The organism is Rubritalea profundi (assembly GCF_002954445.1).
GTDB classification, from domain to species: domain Bacteria; phylum Verrucomicrobiota; class Verrucomicrobiia; order Verrucomicrobiales; family Akkermansiaceae; genus Rubritalea; species Rubritalea profundi.
Genome location: NZ_MQWA01000001.1, coordinates 1,039,697 through 1,061,273 on the forward strand (window position 1 = coordinate 1,039,697; position 21,577 = coordinate 1,061,273).

The window sequence follows — 21,577 nt, forward strand, 5'->3', positions numbered from 1 at the left end:
GGGTTAATAATAATAACCCCTATAGCCCATCTCACCGAACAATTCAGCAAGTTGGGCTTTATAGGCGGTATTTCAAAAAAACTATACCTTAGCTGCGTGCGCTGCCCAAACAATACCGTCAGCTATCATTTGAAGGTATTCATCTGTCTGCATTGTCTCGTTGTGGTGACCGATCGTAGTAGCAAAGACGTTCGCTTTACCGTATTGGTTCACCCAAACTACAGGCTGCTCGGAACGTCCGTTGTTCCCATTAGCTAGAACTGTAGCCGATGGGTAAATCTTGTGGATAGTGTAGAGCTCGCCCTTTGGTGTATTCCACTCAATAGTTGCCGGTTTGAAGGATTCGTGCTTCGTATTTAAAGCCGTTACCTTGATAGCTGGGCCTTTAAGCCCGTGAGAGTTTGAAACTGCGCCGAGTAACTTATTCCATTCCTTGTCATTTGTAGACTTTTTACCACCATTTACTCCCCAGTGGTAGGAGTGCATTGTGCAGTGAATCGCCACCATGGGTTTGCCACCATCTTTGTGCACATTCACAAGATTCTTAATGTATTCTGCATCCTTCTCACGTGCATGACAAATGTTGTAGACAATCACATCATACGGTGATTCCCAGCCCTTTACCGAGAGAGCAGCTTTGAGTTTCTCCGCATTATCGTGATGCCATATTGTCCACTCGATATTGATAAGTTTGCTTACCCCTTCGGGAAGGATCTTTTTCTGCTCTTTGAAGTCATGGTATCCACCACCCGTGACATAGAGAGCCTTGATTTTCTTCTCAGACGCCACTTCGGCCTGACTGAACATTGGCATTCCTACCCCACCGAGTGCAATACTCGCTATGCTCTGCTTGAGAAACTTACGACGTGAAGACAACGATATATTTTCTGATCTATCATTCATGAATTTAAAATTGAGATGTGCCGGACAAACATAAGAAAGTGTAATTCTACCTTATTTTTTAGGGTCTAGATTGAGCAGGATCTCCTCGTCGCTTACGGAATAAGAATCAATTCCCTCGATTGGCACCTCTACCTTACTAATCCAGCAAAGTGCATTGAGAATACTTTTTCGGAAATCATCATTCTGCCAATTTCTATGAAAATGCCCGCCTGTAAACCCAAACCCACGACCTCTATCGGGACGCTCTACTGACCACATAAGAGCCTCGCCTCGCCCTTTGGCATCCACAATATGTGAATACGGCCCTCTAGGGTTCACATAGGGTCCATTCCGAGTCCTATCACTAGGCTTAGCGATAAGAATTGGAGTAAACTTGACTCCCTCAAGCTCTTTTGGGCCAGATGCATCAAAGCCCTCGGCAAATCGCATATTAAAATACCATTCATCGACAATAGTGAATGGTTTCACGCCATTCGTAATTGGGTGTTTTGGGAGTTCTTGGATTTCAGCATTCCAAATGGGATTACAGGAATAATCGCGCTCATAGCAGCCTCCAAGCCAAGACCGGAACCCCTGATCAGCAACCTCTATAGGTACTTCAACACCGAAATGTATACAGCCGAAACCACCACCACGCTGCACAAGTTTCTCAATATGTTTGAGGCGGCCCTTTTCTTGAAGAACTGGGTGCCGGTTTAGACCATCAGAGAAGCATACTACAGCATCCGCGTCTTCGAAAGTTTTCTCATCCTCAACCCATCCCATTTCATGACGCTCAACGATTAGCCCCGGCACTTTGCGTAAACGTTTTTCTAACAAAATAGTTCCAGCGCGAAACTCATGACACATTGGCGGATGGCTTGGCATTCCAGCAATAAGAATAAGCTTCTTGGTTCTGCCATCTACTCTAGCCGCGAATGCGTGTTGTGTTATGGAGGTGGTTAATGCGAGCTTGATAAATGTTGATCGTCTCATTGTCTTATTCAGATTCTATGTAGATTGGCTTGATATCCCACTTAGGGTTTTGTCCCAAGAAACGACACGGGTTGTTGTGAAACACCTCAATTGCATCCTGTAATGAGTAGCCTCGACGACGGTATTCCATCACACACTGCTGAAGTGTGAATGGGTCACTGGGGCAGTCAGCAGAAGAATTTACCAACAACCGATCAGTTCCATACTTTTCTAAAATGTCCACAGCCCGCTTCGAGCTACACTTGGTAATGGGGTAGAGTGTCATGCCTGCCCAGTAGCCTGCGTCGAGCACGGACTTTACTGTTTGTTCCTCCACATGGTCGATCCAGATCTTCGAAGGATCTACGTCTAGCCCCGCTAGGATCTCCAAAGTGCGCTTAGTTCCATGCTCTTTATCGCTAAGATGAGGTGTGTGAATGAGAATTAGCTGGTCGAACTTCATCGCTAACTCCACGTGGGCAGCTAGAGCATCGCATTCGTTTGGAGTCGATTTATGTAGACCCGTTTCACCCACGCCAAGCACATTTGGCATTTCAAGAAAACCAGGAATTGCTCGTAGCACCTCTTGAGTAAGTTCTTTATTCTCTGATTCTTTTGGATTTACAGCAACCCATGAGAAATGCTTTATTCCATATTCGGCGGCGCGGGTAGGCTCAAATTCAGTAATTTGACGAAAGTAGTCGATAAAAGTCTCTGGGTAACGTCGATCAAAGCCAGCCCAGAATGCGGGTTCACATACTGCAGTAACCCCTGACATAGCCATACGCTCATAGTCCTGAGCGGTTCGAGCAATAGCGTGATAATGCGGTTGAATGATCTGCATAGCTAGACCTGGGCAAAAAGGTGTAGAAGTTGTTCAGCACGATTATCCGATACGTCAGACTTGGCTAATAGTGCCATCGCATTGCGAAGACATTCTAACTTCTCCGTATTCTGACCAGCCTCCGCGGTGCGGTGCACTGCAAGATCATAGCGATCAAACATCGCCGCAATCTCTAGCAGTGCGCAGCGAGACACCAAATATTCCGAATCGATAACTTGTTGTGGTGTGAGCATGAATTTCCTAAATATAGTTTATATCAAAAAGTGGTTCACTTTTTTCAGGGGCAATTAATTATTGCAACTTACTTGCAGTTGTTTTACTGCGCCCATCAGTAAACGCAAGTAATTTGCGTTAAATATTGAGACAAACTCTAAATTTAGAGGGTTTTTACTCTAGTAATCTACATAAACCATAAAGATGAAAAAAATTCCCATCGTCGCTCTCTGTGGCTTTCTTGGTTCAGGAAAAACGACACTTCTTCGACGTTGGCGTCGTGATGGGGCTCTCAATGATGCGGCCTTCATAGTACACGACCTTAGCGATCAAGGGATCGACGCTAATTTAGTTTCTGCAAATGAAAAAACGCACCAAGCTGGCAGCCTAGTTGGACGAGTTGCCGCACTACACGGCCAACACTCTAACAAGTATCTTCACCAATCCTTAGGCTCAGCACTAAACGGAATCTCCGAGCTGAATCCATTTCTAGTACTCAGTGAGAGTACTGGGGCCGCCCGGCCTTGGCCACTCATCAAGGCTTTAACGCAAGATTCACGCTATTCACTAAGGCATTTCATTGTCACCGTCGATGCTCTCAATCTTCACCGAGATTTTAAAGATGGTAGGCAACTGGCTCAAGGTCCAACTACTTCTAAAGATGCAGCTTTGAGCCTAGCTGCCAAGATTCTTGCCGAGCAAATTGCATTTGCCAGTGTCATTGTTCTTACCAAAATTGATACTGTTTCGGAGTCTGCAGTAGAGGCTCAAGTCCGCTACTTACGGCAGCTCCAACCACATGCCACCATCGCGCTCTCAGCCCAGGCCGGACTATTACTTCCTCAGCTAGAAGGCGTGGAACCACCTAATCTCATAGCCTTATCAAATAAGGCCAAGCAACTCGGCCTTACCGAGCAAACCTCCATTACTGAAAAAATTGAGGCTGTAGTATTTCGCGATCCACGACCGTTTCATCCACAGCGCCTACATGAAGTTTGCCAAAATAAATTAGGTACTGGGCTGTATCGTACAAAGGGGTTTCTTTGGCTTGCTTCACGCCCTGATCACTCTCTCCTGTGGCAACAATCAGGCAGTCAAATTTCTCTGGAGCTCATTGGCCTCTGGCGTGCCGAGCTCGTTAAGAACCTCGATGATAAACTCCTCCCTGAAGAGGTAGAACACTTGGAGTATATGCTTCAATCTAAGCATCAGGTTTTTGGCGACCGATTCAATGAGCTCACAGTAATCGGTATTGAAACGGACAGAAAAGCTTTTCTAACAGCACTCAGAGACGCGCTCTGCACGCCAGAGGAAATAATAAATTGGCAGCAAGGGGAGCCATTTCCTGATCCATGGCCGAAGTCTTTGCGCCGTAGCCCCTAGTCATAATTATATTACTCCATCATTAAGTCGAGAATTTCGATTAGAGCTCAGTCTTGAGAAAGCTACAGCAAATTGGTAGTGGACTCGTGTTGCCTCATTGAATAGTGCACCCAAAATATTTTATATTCAGTCAAGAATAGCTCCCTAGCCCCATGAATGAGGACAATCTTGACCAATCATGGCTATGAGTAAAATTACTGAAGAAGACACTATGAAAATCCTGAAGAGAGATGTTCTCGTATGATTGGCCGAGAAGCTCAGAGCGCCTAATCATGATGCAACAGGCCGCTGCCTAGCAATCATTGATAAATGATAGGTAGTTATAGCGACTCCGCGCTCATTAAGTGACAGCAGAATTTCAATCTATTTTGAATACTTCGATCTAATCCTCACTTGCCTAAACAATCTAATTCTGACATTTACCAAACTATATGCCCACCCTAGCCATCGCACTCGGAGCCCTCGTGCTCTACATTCTCGCTTATAATACCTATGGAAAGTGGTTGGGTCAAAAGGTCTTCAAGCTCAGTAAGGACAGCTTGGCTCCGTCGATTGAACTGGAAGACGGCAATGATTTCGTACCCACAAAGAAAGGCATCGTTTTTGGACACCATTTCACCTCGATCGCAGGAACTGGCCCTATTGTTGGCCCAGCATTGGCTGTCATGTGGGGCTGGCTACCCGCCCTTCTTTGGGTGCTATTCGGCTCAATTTTTATTGGAGCCGTCCACGACTTCGGAGCCTTAGTGGTCTCGATGCGTAACAAAGGAAAAACTGTCGGTGATATTGCCGGCGATGTTATCTCCCCCCGCGTGCGCCTCCTTTTCCTGTGTATTCTAGTCATCGCATTATCGCTTGTGCTCGCCATTTTTGGATTGGTGATTGCCGTAGTATTTAGACTCTACCCGCAGTCGATCACTCCCTGCCTCATCCAAATCCCGCTTGCTTTGATTATTGGTTTCTTCGTCCACCGCAAGGGACTCAACATTTTGATTCCATCGATCATTTCCTTGGCGGTGATGTACCTCTCCGTCGCTTATGGAAATGTCGGTTGGCTAGCAGACTTAAACTCAACACTCGCAGCCTGGCCCCTAATGACATGGGTCACCTTCTTGCTCGTCTATTCCTATATAGCATCAGTGCTGCCAGTGTGGGTCTTATTGCAACCACGCGACTACATAAATTCGCTACAACTAATCTCCACACTTGCGCTCGTTGTAGTAGGACTCTTCGTTGCCGGAATATTTGGAGGTGCGCCGATAGACGGCATCCGTCCGCCACTAGAAATCGTGGCCCCAGCGATCGAACCAAACATCACCGCCAAGCAACTCCCGCTCATCTTCCCCTTCCTATTCGTCACCATCGCCTGCGGTGCTGTATCTGGCTTCCATTGCCTCGTTTCCTCAGGAACCTCGTCCAAACAACTCCGCTGCGAAACCGATGCACGCTTCGTCGGCTACGGCTCAATGCTCACCGAAGGCTTCCTTGCTGTCCTGGTCATTCTAGCCTGTGTTGCAGGATTAGGCTTAGGGCTCACTCATGGTGATGAATTTCTCACTGGAACTGCAGCCTGGGATGCCCAGTACAGTTCATGGGCCAGCTCAAAAGGCTTACCCGCCAAGATCAATGCCTTTGTCACTGGCGCTTCTAATTTCCTCCAGACTCTCGGAATTTCGGCCATTTTCGCCAAAGCGTTGATGGGAGTTTTTGTGGCTTCCTTTGCTGCCACCACCCTCGACTCAGCCTGCAGACTCCAGCGCTATGTTGTTCAGGAACTAGGTGGATGTCTGATCGATCTCAAACTTCGCAAACTTCCTGAGCCAGAGAAAACGCAAGCAGGCCTTGAAGCTCGTCAGACATCATGGCTGACCAATAAGCATCTTTGCACCATCGCTGCATGCCTAATTGCTTGGTGGATGGCCTCCCTACCATCAGCCGCAGGGAAACCCGCTGGTACTGGCGGCATGATTCTCTGGCCGCTCTTTGGAGCGATCAACCAACTACTCGGCGGCCTCGCCTTCCTCGTCATCTTTTTCTGGATGCGCCGCAAGAAAATGCCGACATGGTTCATCGCTATCCCCACGGTATTTATGCTTATTCTCCCAGCCTGGGCGATGCTGTATCAGATCTTCATCGCTGCGATTGGCTCAGATCTGAGCTGGATTGGGCAAGAAAGGTGGCTACTCGTCGGCATCGGCATCTCAACCATAATCTTGGAAATCTGGATGATTGTGGAGGCAATTGGCTGCTGGAGACGCACTTCTGATAAAACTGACTGCATTTAGCGTTTGCAGAAAGCAGATTTCTAGTTACTGCCTCTGGCGTGCTAGCGATCAAAAAACTACGCGTCGAATTTGGCGCCCGAGTCATCTTCAAAGACCTCTCCTTCACCATCATGCCGAAGGAGCGTATCTCCTTTGCTGGTCATAACGGCGCGGGCAAGTCCACCTTGATGAAGTGCATCGGTGGCGAGCTCGAAGCCAATGGTGGTGAAATCAGCAAACCTAAAGATTGTAAGATTGGCTACCTGCCACAGGAAGGTATCCACATCCACGGTATCTCACTCTGGGATGAAACTGAATCTGCCTTTGGTGAAGCTAAAATAATCCAGGACCAAATCGATAAGCTTTCTGAGCAACTCACCACAATGGATTCGTCTACAGACGAGTACCTTGAGCTGCTATACAAGATTGGTGATTTAGACATAGCTCTGGAACACTTTGACCCAAACACGATCAAACCACGTGTGGAATCAGTCCTCGTAGGACTCGGTTTCAAACGCAGTGACTTCACCCGCGACTGTGCCGAATTTTCTGGTGGTTGGCAGATGCGTATCGCGATGGCCAAACTCTTCCTCCAAGAACCCGCCGTCCTGCTTCTAGACGAGCCTACTAACCACCTTGATATCGATTCCCAGACGTGGATGGAGCAATACCTCTTCAACTACTCTGGCGCGATCATCATCATTTCTCACGACCTGGCACTTCTCGATGCGTTGACAAAGCGCACCATCGCATTTGCTCACGGTAAAGCGGAAGAATACGCAGGTAACTATTCCTACTACCTCACGGAGTCCAAGCTTCGCAAAGAGATCCTAGTCAAGGCCTACCACACCCAGCGTAAGGAAATCGAAAAGACCAAACAATTCATCGAGCGCTTCCGAGCTAAGGCGTCTAAAGCCACCCAAGCCCAGTCACGTATCAAGCAGCTTGAAAAGGTCGAACTCATCGTGCTCGAACAAGACGATGCGGTGATGAACTTCACCTTCCCTTCCCCACCACCATCTGGTCAGTCCGTTGCAAAGCTCGAAGACGCGTCGAAAGCGTACGGCAAACTCAACATTTTCTCAGGCTTCGACTTCGAAGTCGAACGTGGCGAGCGTCTAGCAATCGTGGGGCCTAACGGCGCCGGAAAATCGACCTTCTGTCGCCTCATCACCGGCCAAGAAGACCCCGACTTCGGAACCTACACACTTGGTCAGAAGTCAGCTATCTCGTTCTTCTCCCAGAACCACGCTGACGAACTCGATCCTGAAAGATCAGTCATCGAGACCTGCGAGGCAGTGGCTTCAGCGAAGAACGCCCCACTTGTGCGAAACATCCTCGGTTGTTTCCTTTTCCGTGGTGACGATGTTTTCAAGAAAGTTGGAGTTCTCTCTGGTGGTGAGCGCTCACGTGTGGCTCTCGTCTGTATGCTCATTCAGCCAGCAAACTTCCTCATTCTTGACGAGCCTACTAACCACCTCGACGTTCAGTCACAGGCGGTACTCCAGCGCGCTCTAGCAGAATACCCAGGCGCCTACTTGATCGTTTCTCACAACCGATCCTTCCTCGACCCAATCGTGACTAAGACCCTCGAGTTCCGCCCTGGCGAATCTCCACAGATTTACCACGGCAATGTCACCTATTACCTCGACAAAAAGGCGGACGAAAAAGCGGCGAGCAAAGGAATCTCTAGGACCCCATCCAAACCGACACTTAGCAGCCTCGCTAGCTCCTCAACTCCTGCAACGACTGTGGTCAAAGGACCAAAGCTTTCTCGTAAAGAACAACGCAAGCTAGAGGCGAAAAAGCGTCAGAAGCGCAATAATGTCCTCAAGCCACTGCAAGACGAGTTCTCCGCGCTTGAGCACACCATCAGCCAACTCGAAGCAAAAAAGGCCGCACTCACCGCTGAAATGAGCAGCGCGGAAGTGATGGCTGACCCAAAGAAAACTCAAACAGCATCTGAAGCCTATCAGAAGCTAACAACTAAGCTCGACAACGCGATCAGCCGCTGGTCAAAGCTCAGCGAAGAGATCGAAGCTCTCGAAGCCTCAATCAGCTAGCCGCAGCTCCCCCAACAACACTCTCCAGCCCCAAAGTAGATTTCAAGAAATCCACTCTGGGGCTTTTCTATTTCAGCTGTTAGTCAACCTACTCCCGTCATAAGAAAAGGGTGCATCGTCCAGATGCTCAGAAATAAAGGTGATGTGATCACTCCTGTTGAGCCATAGAGCATAATCTAACAACGCCACCACGACTTCTACGCTCTCATACCAGTCGCTATAAAATGAATTCAATATTCTAGCAGAGCATTCTTGAAATTCAGAGTGATCTGTGTATCTTAGTACTAAGTAGTTCATTCGCCACTCGGATTTAACCCTCCTAGCAGTGTCAATAGATTCACTATTTCAGAGCTACAAATGATAAACTCAACAAACAATAATATGGATTACGCAACACCTAACGCTAACGCTCTTAAAGACGAAGAAGAAGAAGCAACTACTCCTACCACAGTATCGTCTATCACAAGTAAGACAGCCGACCTTCGCCAGGCCGCTACAGAAAAAGCACGCATTGCAGCTCAAGGCGTGCAAAACAAAGCGACTCAGATCAAACATGCTGCTGGCGAAAAAGCTCAGCAATTCCGCAGCTATGCGGGAGACAAAGCATCAGCTCTCAAAGAAGAAGCTGGCAACAAAGCCACTGAAGTAAAGCAAGCTGCTTCTGAAAAATACGAACAAAGCAAAGCCAAAGCCAAAGACGCACACGCAAGCTCAGAGGACTACGTCCGTGAGCACCCGACAAAATGTGTGCTCGGTGCCTTTGGAGTAGGACTCCTCATTGGATTATTAGCTCGCCGCCGATAACCAATAAGTATAGGAAGTCCCCATTCAATTTACTAGCCGGCTCCTCCCCATTGGTGTGAGCCGGTTTTTTCATATTTAGTCCCCACGCCAATGCCACAATCAGACCCGTCTCCTCCAGATAGAGAGTTTACCTTCAAGGACACCCTCGACTACCTGAAAGAATCTGGTAGTGACTATCTCCGAGCTAAAGCTGAGCTCGCTAGTATAGAGGCCAAGGAAGCAGCTAACGAAGGAGTCAAGCGCGCCACACTAGGAGCTTTGCTCGCATTCGTGGGCCTCTTTAGCTACATCTTACTGCTCGCCACTCTGATAGGAGTTGGCTCCGAACTACTAGAAGGTAAGCTGAGTAGCGTGGAAAAACTCGTAGGTACTTGGCCGATCGTGACATTTGGACTTTTCCTCGTGCATCTACTTTTCGTGTTCATCTTCCTCGACAAACTCAAAACAGCGAGCACGAAGGTACTCTTTTCCCACACCAAGGCTGAAATAGAAAAAGACAAACAATGGCTGCAACAGATCAAACCGAACAAAGAAAGCTAGAGCTCGTAGCGCAACTTGCGGATGCACGCAACTCAGTACTTGGCGCGAAGCTCTTGCTCGACGAACAGATCTCTGAGAAAAAGTCCGCGATCTCTGAGTTTATTAATTTACCAAAGCGCATCAAGCGCTCCTTTACTAAACAACCAGTAAAGAGTTTTGGTGTAGCCATAGCGTCAGGCCTTGGGGCGTCATTCATTCTCAAGAGGAAATCGAACAAAAAGTCTCAACAAAAAGCGATGAAGCGTTCCGTATTCTCAGGCCTCATCCTCGCAATCGCCCGCCCTATCCTTCAAAGACTCGCACTGCAATATTCCCAGCAATGGCTAGCCCATCGCGCTGAGAATAAATTTGCAGAGAGCTCAAGGCTCAACGAAAGGTAGAGCTTCTAAATGTCCTTTCGCCGCCTCATCATCCGCCTACGTGTCTTCTTCACCCTCATAGTGGTGGCGGCGATCGTGTCTGGTGTTGGTGCCCTCGTCTACCTCCACGAAAAAGGGCTCACTAATGCATCGGCTGAGCGTGTCGCGCATGAGATGGAGCGCTACGGTCTATTTGTCACCTTTGACCACCTGAGCGTTCACGTTCTTAATGGGCTGACAGCAAACAATATCCGATTCTACCGTACTAAAGAACGGCAAATTCAAATTGCGGAACTGCCTGCTATCGTTATCCACGTCGACAAGACTAAATTGATGCGTGGCCATCTGAAGATCAATACTATCTCCATCACTGATGCAAAAATCGCTGTCCCGCTAGTACGAGGTGAAGCGGATAGCCCCACCATAAATATTGCTAACGTCAATGGAGCCATTGACCTTCGAGGAAACCAGTCGGTGAGTACAACCGGCCTCACAGGCTACTACGAAGGCATCAAGGTTTCTATCAACTGCAACCTCTGGCGTGATGCTCCAAAAGAAGATTTCATCCCTGACCCAGAAGCTAAGAAAAATCGAATAGCTGCCTACAAAAACTTTTTAGAACAACTCAAACAATGGAATTGGCCAGCAGAGTCGCCACCGGAGCTTAAAATATCCATTGAGGGAAATCTCTCCGAACCAAGCGAAGTAGACTTTGACTACATTTTCACAGCCTCCATCCTCAACTACAAAGATTACCCAATGGCTGATGTCTACCTTGAGGGTGATTGGAACCAAAGCTTAGTCACTCTCGACAAGTTCGAGTTCACCCACCAAGCTAAACGTTGCAAACTAACAGCCGACCTTGATTTACTGAAGAATAGTGGTCGATTCAAGCTAGACTCCTCTATTCACATACAAGACTTTGCATTGAAAGTATTTGGAAAGAAAATACTCCAGGGCTTTAGTGCTGCGGGCAAAACTCAGATCGCGGCCAATGGCAGCTACCTTCTGCCCAGCGCCAGCAACCCGAAGCTCGATCTCAAAATCATTGGCAAGGTGAGCAGCAGCGACTTCAGCTTCCGTGGTGCCTCGATTGACAAGCTTGACTCCGAATTTTCATGGAACAATGGCGACCTCTATCTTGACAAAATATCCGTCAACCACCGCCGAGGTAAACTCACCGGAAGAATAATCATAAAAGACCAACGTATTCGTTATAAAGTGCGCTCAAGCCTCCCGGCTCAGGTCTACTTCCCATTCATCAAGAGCGACAAACTCAAAACCGAGCTCTCCAAATTAGCTTTCGACGGACAATCTTTTATCGACTTGCACGCCAACGGAACAATCAACCAAGACGATGTCACTGATTGGGAATCTCACGGCAATGCTGAAATCCGCAACTTTAGTTACAACGACGTGCCAGTAAGCTACGCCAAAGGAAACTATGTACTGACCCGTGAGACAGCAGACGTTAAAGACATCACTGCCACCTTCGATTACTCGGACTACCCGTTGCGCGTCACCTACAAAGGTCCAAAATCAGGCACCCTCACTGCCAAATCACTCAGTTTCGTATGGAAAAATAAGAACACCACGATTACTGGTCTCAGGGGAAGTGCTTGGCCTGCTCCAGTATTGAGGCTCTTCGCTCCAAGCATCGCAGACCATCTCGAAAGTTACAAATTCAACTACCCACCCACGGTTTCCTGTGCTGGTGTGGTAAGCTGGGCCAAAAATGAAACGAATAATATGAAATTGCGCGTCGGTTTCACCAGCACTGGTGACATCCACTACAATTTCCTCAAAGAGGACATCACTCTTAGTAACACCAAAGGGCAAGTCACCATCCTCCCAGATAAAGTCCAAATCAATAGCCTTTCCAGTAACACATGTGCCGGCTACATGTCTGGCTACCTCCATGTGAAACCATCGGATTCTTCCTATTCTGGTCGATTCCAATGGGATTCCCTTAAGCTTCGCCACATTAGCAAAACATATGGTTTAAAGGGCTTAAATTCAGGAACTCTTACCGGCTCCTTTACCTTCCGCGGCAATGGCTCAAAAGTCTCATCGCTCAATGGCCATGGCAATATCGCACTAGCCAATGGTGACCTCTTTTCCGTCCCTCTCTTTGGCCCGCTTTCATCACTCGTCGACAGCGTGGTAAACCCACTCTCAAACCAACAAATCCTTCACGAACAAGCCCGTAATTTTTCCTGTAACTTTTCCACTAAAAACGGAATATTTCACACAAGAGATCTCGCCTCGATGACTGCCAGCACCACCTTCACTGGTGAAGGATGGATCGACCTCAATAAAGAAATCCTCGACCTCACTATCCGGATGAACTTCCGCGGCATGATGGGACTAGCCGAGATACCTTTGAAAATCATCGAACTCCCCCTTCAAGCTCTCAAAAAAATCTTAACGGGCAAAGAGGTCAAGGGACTAAAACAGTTCCGCGGTACCGGCAAAATCAGTAAACCCAATTGGCGATTTGCTCCATTCCTGCCTCCCCGTGACGGCAAGGACGATCCAATTTTTAGGAAGCCCCCACGCGCCGAGCTTGTCAAATAGCTCTCACGCACTCAAATTTGACAACTTTTCGCCTCTATTCATAAACTATTCCCTTGGTTTTTTTTGATAAGGAACGACTATAGAGTCCCGTATATCTAGTGCGACTTGAGATCATTTGGAAAATTTCTCAAAACTCACAGCGCAAGAGCTTTACTAGAACCATGCCAGATACTCTCCAACAAAAACAGCTTCCGGAGTCACTACGCAAACAGCTTAAGGATTTCCGCGGTAAGGTTTGGCGCATCAAAGTGCTCGAAGCCATTCTAGCTGGATTTTTTGGTTTATTCTTTTCCTACGTCCTGGTCTTTGGATTAGACCGCATGTTCCCAACTCCGGGATTTGTGCGGCTCATCATCCTCATCGCAGGTGTCTCCTTTTTTGCTGTATTTGCACCGATCTGGATCAACCGTTGGGTGTTCAAACACCGCCGTGAAAACCAGATAGCTCATCTCATAGCAAAGCAATACCCAAGTCTTGGAGACCGACTCCTCGGTGTGGTTGAGCTGCAAAACCAAGATGAGCATGACACCTCCCTCTCCCCGCGATTACGTGAAGCTGCGATGCATGAAGTAGCAGGTGAAGTGAAAGACCGCGATCTGCAAAATGCCCTTCCCCCATCTTGGCTCGCACGATGGAGCCTCGGACTTCTAGCTCTCGTTGCTATTGCCATCACCGCTTGGACTCTTACTCCCAAAGCATCTTGGAATGCCGCCCAGCGCTGGCTCATGCCACTCGCCGAAATAGAACGCTACACTGAAACAAAAATCGACCTCAGCAAGCTACCTCAACCGTACTATGTGGCTCACGGCGAGCCATTCACTCTAGAACTCGACCTCACTGAGGACTCGAACACACCACAAATGGCTAAAGCCAGAGAAGGCATCAAACCGTGGGAGTTCAGCTCGCTAGAAGGTCGTACCTACACATTCGACTTTCCTAAAATACTAAAGCGCCAGGAGATCGAACTACGAGTCGGCGACGCCTATGTCACCATCGAGGTCAGTCCCGTGATGCGTCCCAGCCTAGAAGAAATTTCAGCACTACTCCAATACCCTGAATACCTACAGCTCGATGATGTGGTTATCGATTTGAGCTCTGGCCAAGCCACTCTTGTGGAAGGAAACACCATCACAATCAAAGGACGTAGCAACAGAGAGCTCAGCTCAGCGTCTATCACTCTAAAAGTTCCAAATACTACAAATGAATCTGCCGCAGAAAAACGGCTGAATCTCACCGTAGCAAGCAACACATTCACTGCTGCTCCAATCTCTATAGGACTTGAGCAAACCCATCTCACTCTCGATTGGGTCGACCTCTATCAGCTAAAAAACCTCACCCCAACAAAACTCACTATTGATGCGCAGGTCGATGCCGCTCCTAGTGCTTACATTCAAAACATTGCCAATGAAATTTACGTTCTAGCGGATTCGGCCATTGAGTTTGAAATACTGACTGAAGACGACTTTGGCATCAAACGCGCAGGGATTGATTGGCAAGGCTCGTTCACCAAGCCCACTCCGCACTCGCCCGCAAAAGGAAACCTCGATTTGATCCAAGGCAATCCAACTCTCAGGAATGCCGCTGAACCTATAATTTTCTCCTTTCAAGCCTACGATATACGTCCTCAAAAACTGATCATCCGAGCTTGGTCCGAGGATTATAAACCCGGTAGAGTTCGCAGTTATTCAGCCCCAATCACCGTCTACGTTCTCACGAAACAAGAACATAGAGAACTGATAGAGCAACGCACGCAATCAGCTATCAGTAAATTGGAAGACATCATGCGCGCTGAGCAAGACACGCTAGATGAGAATACACGTCTCGAAAGAAAGTCTGGCGAAGAACTCCAACAGCAAGAAAACAAAGAGAAACTCGCGGAACAAGCAGACAAGGAAAAAGAAAATGCCGATACCATGAAAGAGCTATCCAAAGAAATGGAAGAGATTTTCAAAGATGCTGCCAAAAATGGCGAAATCGACCCCGGCACCATGAAGAAGCTCGCTGAGTCGGCGATGGAGATGAAGGAAATGGCAGAAAAGTCGATGCCCGACATCGCTAAAAAACTCACCGACGCTCAAAGCCCCGAAAACACAGATCAAAAAGCAAAAGAAGATGTAAAGGAAGCCGTCGAGAAGCAAAACGAGTTACTCAAGAAGATGGAAGAGACCATCGAAAAAGCGAACGAAGCCAATAAACAGCTCGAAGCTGGCACATTCATCAATCGCCTACGCAAGGCCGCTGCAGATGAAGAAGAACTCGCTAATACAATGATCGAAGCATCAAAGCATCCCAACCCCGACCGACTTGTTCTATCACAAGAATTTGAGGCTATCGATCCTGTTGATCAACGGATAATGCTAGGGCTCTACGTACTTCAAGAACAAACAGCTTCCGACATCCGCTGGATCCAGGATGACCTCGGGCATTTTTTCTCACGCACTCAGCAGGCAGAACACAAAGGGTTACTCGATAAAATGCGCGATTCGAACATCGATTCCGACATGGCAAAATTGCTCCGTGATATTGAACAAAATCATAATATAACGGCATGGACGGACGCCAAAACTGCGGCAAAAATCCTCCGGAAGTGGGCCAGCGCCTTGCAAGACGCCGCAGCTAAAGAAGATGACGCAGGCGGTGGCGGAGGAGGTGGTGGTGGTGGTGGCTCAGAAGACGAAGACTTCGAATTCATGCTCAAGGTCATGGAATTGATCCAAAAAGAGCAAAACATCCGTGCCAACAACCGCTCGCTTGAACAGAAACGACGTCTCCTGAAGTCATCTGGAAATACGAACGGGAGCCAACCTCCTCGACAAGAAAAGTTAAAACCCCAACCTATCCAATGAAGAAAACAACCCTCATTCTTGCCACCCTCTTCAGTGGAATCATCCACGCTGAGACTGACTTTAAACGTATGTATGACCGCGAACACGGTAAGAAAAATACAGAGACCCCCGAGCAAATCATCAAAAGTCATGCTGAAGGGTCAAAGCTAGTCGCCCGTGAACAGGACGAGCTCTCGGCCGACGTTCAAGAACTCATCCAAGGGGAAACCAATGCCAAGGTCATAGACTTTCTCGCTGAGGCGGAAGAACTCATGGCTCAGGCAACAGATAGGCTCGAAGAACTCGACACATCTGGTGCCACCATCGCGATCGAAACCGAAATTATTGAGAAAATTGGCGCCGCAGCAAAACAGAAACAACAATCTGGTGAAGGCGAAGGTAAAAGTGGCGCCCTCATGGAAATGATGCAACAAATGATGGGTCAAGGCTCTGAAGGTAAGAAGCCCGGTGATAAACCAGGCAAAGGACCTGGTGGCAAGACTGGTGGCGAAGGCCAAGAAGCCGACTCAGGTACAGGCAATGAGACCAGCCGAGAGAAGAGTGATGGGAAAACTGAGTCCCGCCGCCTCCCCAAGAAATCGGGCTCAGCCGGCACCGAACTCCCACGTGAATTTAACAAAGCCCTCGACGCCTTCAACAAAGGACTCAATACCTCCAAGTAATGTTCCACAAATCCATTAGTCTCCTTCTGACCCTGACTCTAGCTCCTCAGCTGTGGGCTCAGAGTATTGACCGCAGGCAAGAAGACCCTATCCCAGCAACGGTCGAAACCATGTACACTCGTGGTCTCAAGCTCCTGGCCTCCAGCCAAGCAGCCAATGGCTCTTGGCCTGACAGCTCTGGCACTTACCCAGGTGTGGTTGGGCTCGCGACTCTCGCCTTCCTAGCCCACGGGGAGGACCCAAACCATGGCCCCTATGCTAAAAACATTCAACGTACCATCGATTACCTAATCGAGTCTCAGCGTGATGACAACGGCTACATCGGCACCAGCATGTACAACCATGGGTTTGCCACTCTAGCTCTTGCCGAATCCTACGGCGCAGTGGAGGACCCAAGGATCGAAAAAGCATTGAACAAAGCAGTAGAACTCATTCTTTCAGCCCAGAAACGCAACCCCAAAGGTGGCTGGCGTTATAGTCCCGACAGCAAGGACGCGGACACAACCATATCAGGCTGCCAAATCGTCGCTCTTTTAGCCGCACGAAACGCAGGCATTCCTGTGCCTGACTCAGCAATCGAGCGCGCCTTAAAGTACATGTCATCCTGTCGTGATACTACAGGAGCGTACGGCTACACATCACGCGGTGGTGCCAAAGTCACACTCACAGCGATTGGCTCACTTTGCTACTCACTCGCTAAAATGAAAGATGCGAAAGGCTATGCAAAATCACTGCGCTATCTCACTAAAAACATCGAATACCGCGACACGCATTATACCTATTACTTCGAATACTACATGTCTCAGGCATTGTTCCAAGCGGATGAAGAAACTTGGAAACTATGGAATAGCCAAAATATTCGCCTTCTATCAGCAACCCAGCAGCAAAATGGCTCATGGCTAGGAAATCGCGGCCCAGCCTATAGCACTGCAAGCGCCTTGCTCTCGCTCGCTCTCAACTATCGCTACCTTCCCATTTACGAAAAATGAAAACCCTCGGCATTAGCATCATCGCCCTCGTCTCCAGTAGCCTTTGTTCTATCGCTGCGGATGATATCCTCAACTTCAAGAACAACGATACCCTCCATGGGGATTTCCAAGGCTTCTCTGACACCAATCACCTGCGTTGGATGAGCAATGAAAGTACCAAAGAGATCCTTTTCGACACAAGTGACATACGTAAAATCATTTTTCGTAAAGGCCTTCCAGCCAAGCCATTCACCCACACCTCACTCATCAAACTCACCAATGGTGATACTCTTCCGTGTTCCATCCTTTCTATGGATTCCGAATTTGTGACAATCCAAACGGATTACATCGGTGAGAAAAAGATCGCTAAAAAATGGATCCAAAGTTGTCAGCTCAACCCATTTGGACAACAAATCACCTACCAAGGACCATTCAGTGAGGATGCTTGGCAAATCACCTCTCCAACAACAGACGAAAACGACGACGGGAACTCGGCCAAAAATACCGAGATTAAATCCTCGCCATGGGAGTTTGGGAATTTCAGTTGGTACAACAGTGGCCAAAAAGGGGCATTGATCCTTAAAGATGTCGAGCTCCCAGAATCATTTCGCATCGAATTCAAAGCGGAATCCTCGAGTAGATCAAATGTCGTTTTCATCTTCAATGCCGACTTCAAGAAACCTGTTATCGACCCTGATGCCAAAGAAAGTATGTCGAATTCAGCGACGCGAGTCACATCAATCTTCGGCTCATGCTTCACACTTCGAATCAGTTCTGGATCCACTTCACTGGGAATGTACAACGTCTTGGAAGATGGGAAATCTAGCTACACCTATCTAAAACCGATCAGTGGAAGGTCAAACTACAGAAACCGAACGACTTCAGATGCGTCCCAATTTGAGTTACGAGCTGATTTCAATAAATTCGTCATTGCAGCCTATTGTGACAGTCAACTGATAAATCAATGGTCACTTAGAGATCTTGACCCCATTCCTCACGGTAAAAGCATTGGCTTTAACAGCCTTAGCTCAGGAAGTACCTACCTCTCTCGCATCTCAAATATTACAATTGCCCCATGGAATGGCATCATGGATTCGGCTCTGAGCCTGCAGGATGAAGACTTGGATATTGTACTCCTAGCTAATGGCCGAGATCGCTTCTCAGGCATGGTCACTTCTATCAACGAGAACGAGCTCCAACTCAAAGGCAATTATGCCGACATGACTATCCCTCGTGACGAAGTCCAGTCGGTCACTTTCGCTTCAAATCTCCTCGCTCTGACTCAAGAGCAATCACGTAAAGAAATCATTTTTCAACTCGGAAAAAGAGGTGCGCTAACAGCCACGCCAATGGGAACCTCATCCGATGGAATAATTGTCAAACACTCTATTCTATCCGAGCTCAACCTCGACTTCAGTTACCTCACAGCCATCACCTATGACTCGACTAGTTCCATACTCGACCAGTGGAACACACAGCTTAAGTAATATGCGTCTCTTCCTCTTCAGCGTTTTCTGCATCGGCTCCATGCTTAGCCCGCCATCAGCTCAATGCGCCCATGCCGTTGTAAGCCTTAAGAAGGGTAACCAGATCACTGGCGAGCTTTCTTCCATCGACACCAAAGGAAATATAAAAATCCTTTCACCGGTATCTAGTGCAACACTCGAGATCATTCATTCCTCGGTCCTCGATATTGTTTTCTCCGATAAGCTAACGACTACAAAACACGCCAGCGAACTGGTACTCCTCAACAATGGAGACTTGCTGCCCTGCTCTCTCCTTTCACTCGATAGAACCTCAGTGAGCTTAAATACTTGGTATGCTGAAGACTTTAAAATACCTACCTCCACAGTATCTAACATAGAATTTCACACCAGACCTGACTCTATAATTTACAGTGGCCCAAATGACGATGACATCTGGGATACTAACACCAACTGGAGTCTAAAGCCCAAGGCTCTTCGATGCTTAGGAAAAGGTGAAATTTCACGCAAACTTGATCTATCGCAAAACTTCATCTTCAGATCTACTGTCACTTGGAACAGTCCGCGCCCAAAGTTTAAGATTTATTTCTGTAGCGATTCTAGTGAAGCTGAAGATATGAAGGAATCTTATTTCCTCGATATTTCCACAAATGCCATCCACGTCATTCGTTCTAGTAAGTTTCAAGCTAGAGCGCAAATTGGAGAAATCCCGGTACGATTAAGAGAATTCCCAACGAACTCCCTCGACATCGAAATTCATCTCGACCGCAAAACTAAGACGATTTTGGTAACCATAAACGGAGAAAATTATGGGCTTTTTGATGATACTTCCTTTCGTGCTCCCTCTGGAAAATTCATCAACTTTGTATCAAACCTCCAACAGAATTCTGATTCACTAACAGTGTCAAATATAAGTATAAGCCAATGGAGAGGTAGTCATCTTTCATATGGAAATGACCTTTCAGAATTAGACCTTGATCGCGACACACTATTCGACACAGAGGGGGATAAATTGACAGGGGAAATCCAGCAACTCTCTAGAGAGCAAAAAGAGTTAACATTTGAGGTGGAATACTCCGTAGAGCCTTTGCTTGTCCCCCTCGATCAGATAAAATCACTCTACTTCTCAAACACAGAGTCCGAGACTATGAAGGATCCAGCAAGGAAATATATTCTTAGCCTTCAAGGTGGCGGCTCCCTTTCGGTCGACTCGATCTTGCTGTCAAAAACTCAGATCTTGGCCACTCACCCAATCCTAGGGGAAATCACTCTCAAACCTAGATCCCTTCAAAAAATCACCGCAACCTCAAATACAGATGAGTAACTACATACTTCTATCACTCATTACACTCGCCGCTTTAGCTCCTACTCTCGTAGCCGAGCCACCGAACAAGCTCTCCAGAGTCAACTTTACCAATGGCGACAAAGTGTCTGGTACTATCGTCAATATGGAAGCCAATCTACTTGATTTCAAAAGCACATTATTCCCCAAAAATGTCTTTTTCAATAAATCGGCAATACTCGACCTTGAGCTCGACCAGACTCAGCCCAGTATTGGTATCAACTTTGCTCAGGCAGATCACGTAGCCGTGTTGCAACTAGAGAGCCGTTATCGACAAGAAGAGCAGAGGGACACCCTCCGCGGTCAACTCATACAAATTGCTGATGACCATGTCCTTCTTTCCACATGGTATGCCGGAGAACTCAAAATTCAGCGCAACTTAATTCACTCCATCAAAATTAAATCAAATCAATCAGGCCTGTACCAAGGCCCCAATTCTCTGGAGGAATGGCATGAGGGGAATTCCGCTAGGTCCTGGAAATTTAAGGATAACGCATTGGTTTCAGGAAAGTCTCGCGGCGTTATTTCCAAAGACATTGGCCTGCTGGATCAATCCGTCCTAAAATTTAAACTCCAATGGAAAAACACGATAGCCCTCACACTCAACCTCTTCGCCGACTCTCCTGAGGTTGGTAAGGTAGAAAATTTCTATGAACTCAGAATGCAGTCAAACTACCTGCGAATGAAAAAAGTGATCAAAAATGAACGCCCTCCACAAATAAACAGAATGTCTAACACCAGCTATTCTCACGCTAAAAAATCGGCTGAATACGCTATATACATGGATAAGAATAAGGGCGTTTTCCACGTTTTCATCAATGGAAATAAAGTGCAAACCTTTACCGATAATGCCGCCACCCCAAAGCTGTTAGGTTCATCTATCTACTTGCGCAATGAGAACGAAAAAGTGATGCGCATTAGTAACATGAGCCTAGAAAAGTGGAACGGCACAATACCTACACCGGAGGATGAAAAGGCGCTGAATCAGCTCAAAGGAGATGGCCAAAGGATTCTCCTTGCAAATGGTGATGCTGTCGTTGGCAAAATAGGCCTAATAAAGAATGGCATGCTCGATATAAAGACCGAACACGCTGACCTCAAATTACCGCTCTTTGGTATCAGAGACCTCAAGCTCCCCTCCACTGAAAAAAATCAGCCTAAGATGGAGCCCAATGATGTGAAAGCACACTTCAAAGGCGGCGGGTGGATTATTCTAAATGTCAGTTCAATCGATAAAGAATTTGTTCACTGCAAACACGAAGCCATTGGTAATCATAAATTTAGAATTGACGCCTTTGAAAAAATTGAGTTTTCAATCTATAAACGTAGCTACAATAAAATCCGAAAGGATCAGGCTTGGTAAAGACGTTT

At 47.4% G+C, this 21,577-nt stretch carries 17 protein-coding genes; 13 read left to right on the forward strand and 4 right to left on the reverse strand.

Annotated features, from left to right (window positions below; translation table 11 throughout):
* Nucleotides 1-81: 81 nt before the first annotated feature.
* From BSZ32_RS04520 to BSZ32_RS04535, 4 genes are read right to left on the reverse strand one after another with little or no spacing between them, the layout of a single operon-like run.
* The gene (locus tag BSZ32_RS04520; RefSeq protein ID WP_105042325.1) at nt 82-903 is read right to left on the reverse strand and encodes a ThuA domain-containing protein; all 822 of its coding nucleotides are present in this window, start codon (nt 901-903) and stop codon (nt 82-84) included.
* A gap of 51 nt (nt 904-954) precedes the next feature.
* Nucleotides 955-1,878, reverse strand: coding sequence for a ThuA domain-containing protein (locus tag BSZ32_RS04525; protein ID WP_105042326.1), 924 nt, complete (start codon nt 1,876-1,878; stop codon nt 955-957).
* Between the two features lie 4 nt (nt 1,879-1,882).
* Complete coding sequence (locus BSZ32_RS04530) at nt 1,883-2,701, reverse strand: TatD family hydrolase (RefSeq protein ID WP_105042327.1); 819 nt, start codon at nt 2,699-2,701, stop codon at nt 1,883-1,885.
* Nucleotides 2,702-2,703: 2 nt separating this feature from the next.
* Nucleotides 2,704-2,934: a hypothetical protein gene (locus BSZ32_RS04535; protein ID WP_105042328.1), complete on the reverse strand. Its 231-nt coding sequence runs from the start codon at nt 2,932-2,934 to the stop codon at nt 2,704-2,706.
* A gap of 184 nt (nt 2,935-3,118) precedes the next feature.
* Between BSZ32_RS04535 and BSZ32_RS04540 the strand changes: the two genes are divergently transcribed.
* From BSZ32_RS04540 to BSZ32_RS04600, 13 genes are all read left to right on the forward strand, one after another.
* On the forward strand, nt 3,119-4,297 hold the full coding sequence (locus tag BSZ32_RS04540; protein ID WP_105042329.1) for a CobW family GTP-binding protein: 1,179 nt from the start codon (nt 3,119-3,121) through the stop codon (nt 4,295-4,297).
* A gap of 431 nt (nt 4,298-4,728) precedes the next feature.
* Nucleotides 4,729-6,582 (forward strand): carbon starvation CstA family protein, encoded by a 1,854-nt coding sequence (locus BSZ32_RS04545; RefSeq protein WP_105042330.1) that lies wholly within the window; start codon nt 4,729-4,731, stop codon nt 6,580-6,582.
* Nucleotides 6,583-6,620: 38 nt separating this feature from the next.
* Nucleotides 6,621-8,624, forward strand: a complete 2,004-nt coding sequence (locus tag BSZ32_RS04550; protein ID WP_105042331.1) for an ABC-F family ATP-binding cassette domain-containing protein — start codon at nt 6,621-6,623, stop codon at nt 8,622-8,624.
* A gap of 381 nt (nt 8,625-9,005) precedes the next feature.
* Nucleotides 9,006-9,428 (forward strand): ElaB/YgaM/YqjD family protein, encoded by a 423-nt coding sequence (locus BSZ32_RS04555; RefSeq protein WP_165788644.1) that lies wholly within the window; start codon nt 9,006-9,008, stop codon nt 9,426-9,428.
* 90 nt (nt 9,429-9,518) lie between these two features.
* The gene (locus BSZ32_RS04560) at nt 9,519-9,968 is read left to right on the forward strand and encodes a phage holin family protein (protein WP_105042333.1); all 450 of its coding nucleotides are present in this window, start codon (nt 9,519-9,521) and stop codon (nt 9,966-9,968) included.
* Nucleotides 9,932-10,348, forward strand: coding sequence for a hypothetical protein (locus BSZ32_RS04565; RefSeq protein WP_105042334.1), 417 nt, complete (start codon nt 9,932-9,934; stop codon nt 10,346-10,348). The genes BSZ32_RS04560 and BSZ32_RS04565 overlap by 37 nt, the downstream gene beginning before the upstream one ends.
* Nucleotides 10,349-10,357: 9 nt before the next feature.
* Nucleotides 10,358-12,904, forward strand: a complete 2,547-nt coding sequence (locus tag BSZ32_RS04570; protein WP_105042335.1) for an AsmA-like C-terminal region-containing protein — start codon at nt 10,358-10,360, stop codon at nt 12,902-12,904.
* A gap of 161 nt (nt 12,905-13,065) precedes the next feature.
* Nucleotides 13,066-15,750 (forward strand): hypothetical protein, encoded by a 2,685-nt coding sequence (locus BSZ32_RS04575; RefSeq protein ID WP_105042336.1) that lies wholly within the window; start codon nt 13,066-13,068, stop codon nt 15,748-15,750.
* Complete coding sequence (locus tag BSZ32_RS04580) at nt 15,747-16,412, forward strand: hypothetical protein (protein ID WP_105042337.1); 666 nt, start codon at nt 15,747-15,749, stop codon at nt 16,410-16,412. The genes BSZ32_RS04575 and BSZ32_RS04580 overlap by 4 nt, the downstream gene beginning before the upstream one ends.
* Nucleotides 16,412-17,401: a prenyltransferase/squalene oxidase repeat-containing protein gene (locus BSZ32_RS04585; protein WP_105042338.1), complete on the forward strand. Its 990-nt coding sequence runs from the start codon at nt 16,412-16,414 to the stop codon at nt 17,399-17,401. Before BSZ32_RS04580 ends, BSZ32_RS04585 begins: the two co-directional genes overlap by 1 nt.
* The gene (locus BSZ32_RS04590) at nt 17,398-18,867 is read left to right on the forward strand and encodes a hypothetical protein (protein WP_105042339.1); all 1,470 of its coding nucleotides are present in this window, start codon (nt 17,398-17,400) and stop codon (nt 18,865-18,867) included. The genes BSZ32_RS04585 and BSZ32_RS04590 overlap by 4 nt, the downstream gene beginning before the upstream one ends.
* On the forward strand, nt 18,818-20,188 hold the full coding sequence (locus tag BSZ32_RS04595; protein ID WP_165788645.1) for a hypothetical protein: 1,371 nt from the start codon (nt 18,818-18,820) through the stop codon (nt 20,186-20,188). The genes BSZ32_RS04590 and BSZ32_RS04595 overlap by 50 nt, the downstream gene beginning before the upstream one ends.
* Nucleotides 20,181-21,569 (forward strand): hypothetical protein, encoded by a 1,389-nt coding sequence (locus BSZ32_RS04600; protein ID WP_105042341.1) that lies wholly within the window; start codon nt 20,181-20,183, stop codon nt 21,567-21,569. Before BSZ32_RS04595 ends, BSZ32_RS04600 begins: the two co-directional genes overlap by 8 nt.
* Nucleotides 21,570-21,577: the final 8 nt, after the last annotated feature.

What these genes read in the sequence shown, in the direction of transcription:
- BSZ32_RS04520 (WP_105042325.1), bottom strand. Translation starts at nt 903, where the DNA reads ATGAATGATAGATCAGAAAATATATCGTTGTCTTCACGTCGTAAGTTT.
- BSZ32_RS04525 (WP_105042326.1), bottom strand. Translation starts at nt 1,878, where the DNA reads ATGAGACGATCAACATTTATCAAGCTCGCATTAACCACCTCCATAACA.
- BSZ32_RS04530 (WP_105042327.1), bottom strand. Translation starts at nt 2,701, where the DNA reads ATGCAGATCATTCAACCGCATTATCACGCTATTGCTCGAACCGCTCAG.
- BSZ32_RS04535 (WP_105042328.1), bottom strand. Translation starts at nt 2,934, where the DNA reads ATGCTCACACCACAACAAGTTATCGATTCGGAATATTTGGTGTCTCGC.
- BSZ32_RS04540 (WP_105042329.1), top strand. Translation starts at nt 3,119, where the DNA reads ATGAAAAAAATTCCCATCGTCGCTCTCTGTGGCTTTCTTGGTTCAGGA.
- BSZ32_RS04545 (WP_105042330.1), top strand. Translation starts at nt 4,729, where the DNA reads ATGCCCACCCTAGCCATCGCACTCGGAGCCCTCGTGCTCTACATTCTC.
- BSZ32_RS04555 (WP_165788644.1), top strand. Translation starts at nt 9,006, where the DNA reads ATGGATTACGCAACACCTAACGCTAACGCTCTTAAAGACGAAGAAGAA.
- BSZ32_RS04560 (WP_105042333.1), top strand. Translation starts at nt 9,519, where the DNA reads ATGCCACAATCAGACCCGTCTCCTCCAGATAGAGAGTTTACCTTCAAG.
- BSZ32_RS04565 (WP_105042334.1), top strand. Translation starts at nt 9,932, where the DNA reads ATGGCTGCAACAGATCAAACCGAACAAAGAAAGCTAGAGCTCGTAGCG.
- BSZ32_RS04570 (WP_105042335.1), top strand. Translation starts at nt 10,358, where the DNA reads ATGTCCTTTCGCCGCCTCATCATCCGCCTACGTGTCTTCTTCACCCTC.
- BSZ32_RS04575 (WP_105042336.1), top strand. Translation starts at nt 13,066, where the DNA reads ATGCCAGATACTCTCCAACAAAAACAGCTTCCGGAGTCACTACGCAAA.
- BSZ32_RS04580 (WP_105042337.1), top strand. Translation starts at nt 15,747, where the DNA reads ATGAAGAAAACAACCCTCATTCTTGCCACCCTCTTCAGTGGAATCATC.
- BSZ32_RS04585 (WP_105042338.1), top strand. Translation starts at nt 16,412, where the DNA reads ATGTTCCACAAATCCATTAGTCTCCTTCTGACCCTGACTCTAGCTCCT.
- BSZ32_RS04590 (WP_105042339.1), top strand. Translation starts at nt 17,398, where the DNA reads ATGAAAACCCTCGGCATTAGCATCATCGCCCTCGTCTCCAGTAGCCTT.
- BSZ32_RS04595 (WP_165788645.1), top strand. Translation starts at nt 18,818, where the DNA reads ATGACTCGACTAGTTCCATACTCGACCAGTGGAACACACAGCTTAAGT.
- BSZ32_RS04600 (WP_105042341.1), top strand. Translation starts at nt 20,181, where the DNA reads ATGAGTAACTACATACTTCTATCACTCATTACACTCGCCGCTTTAGCT.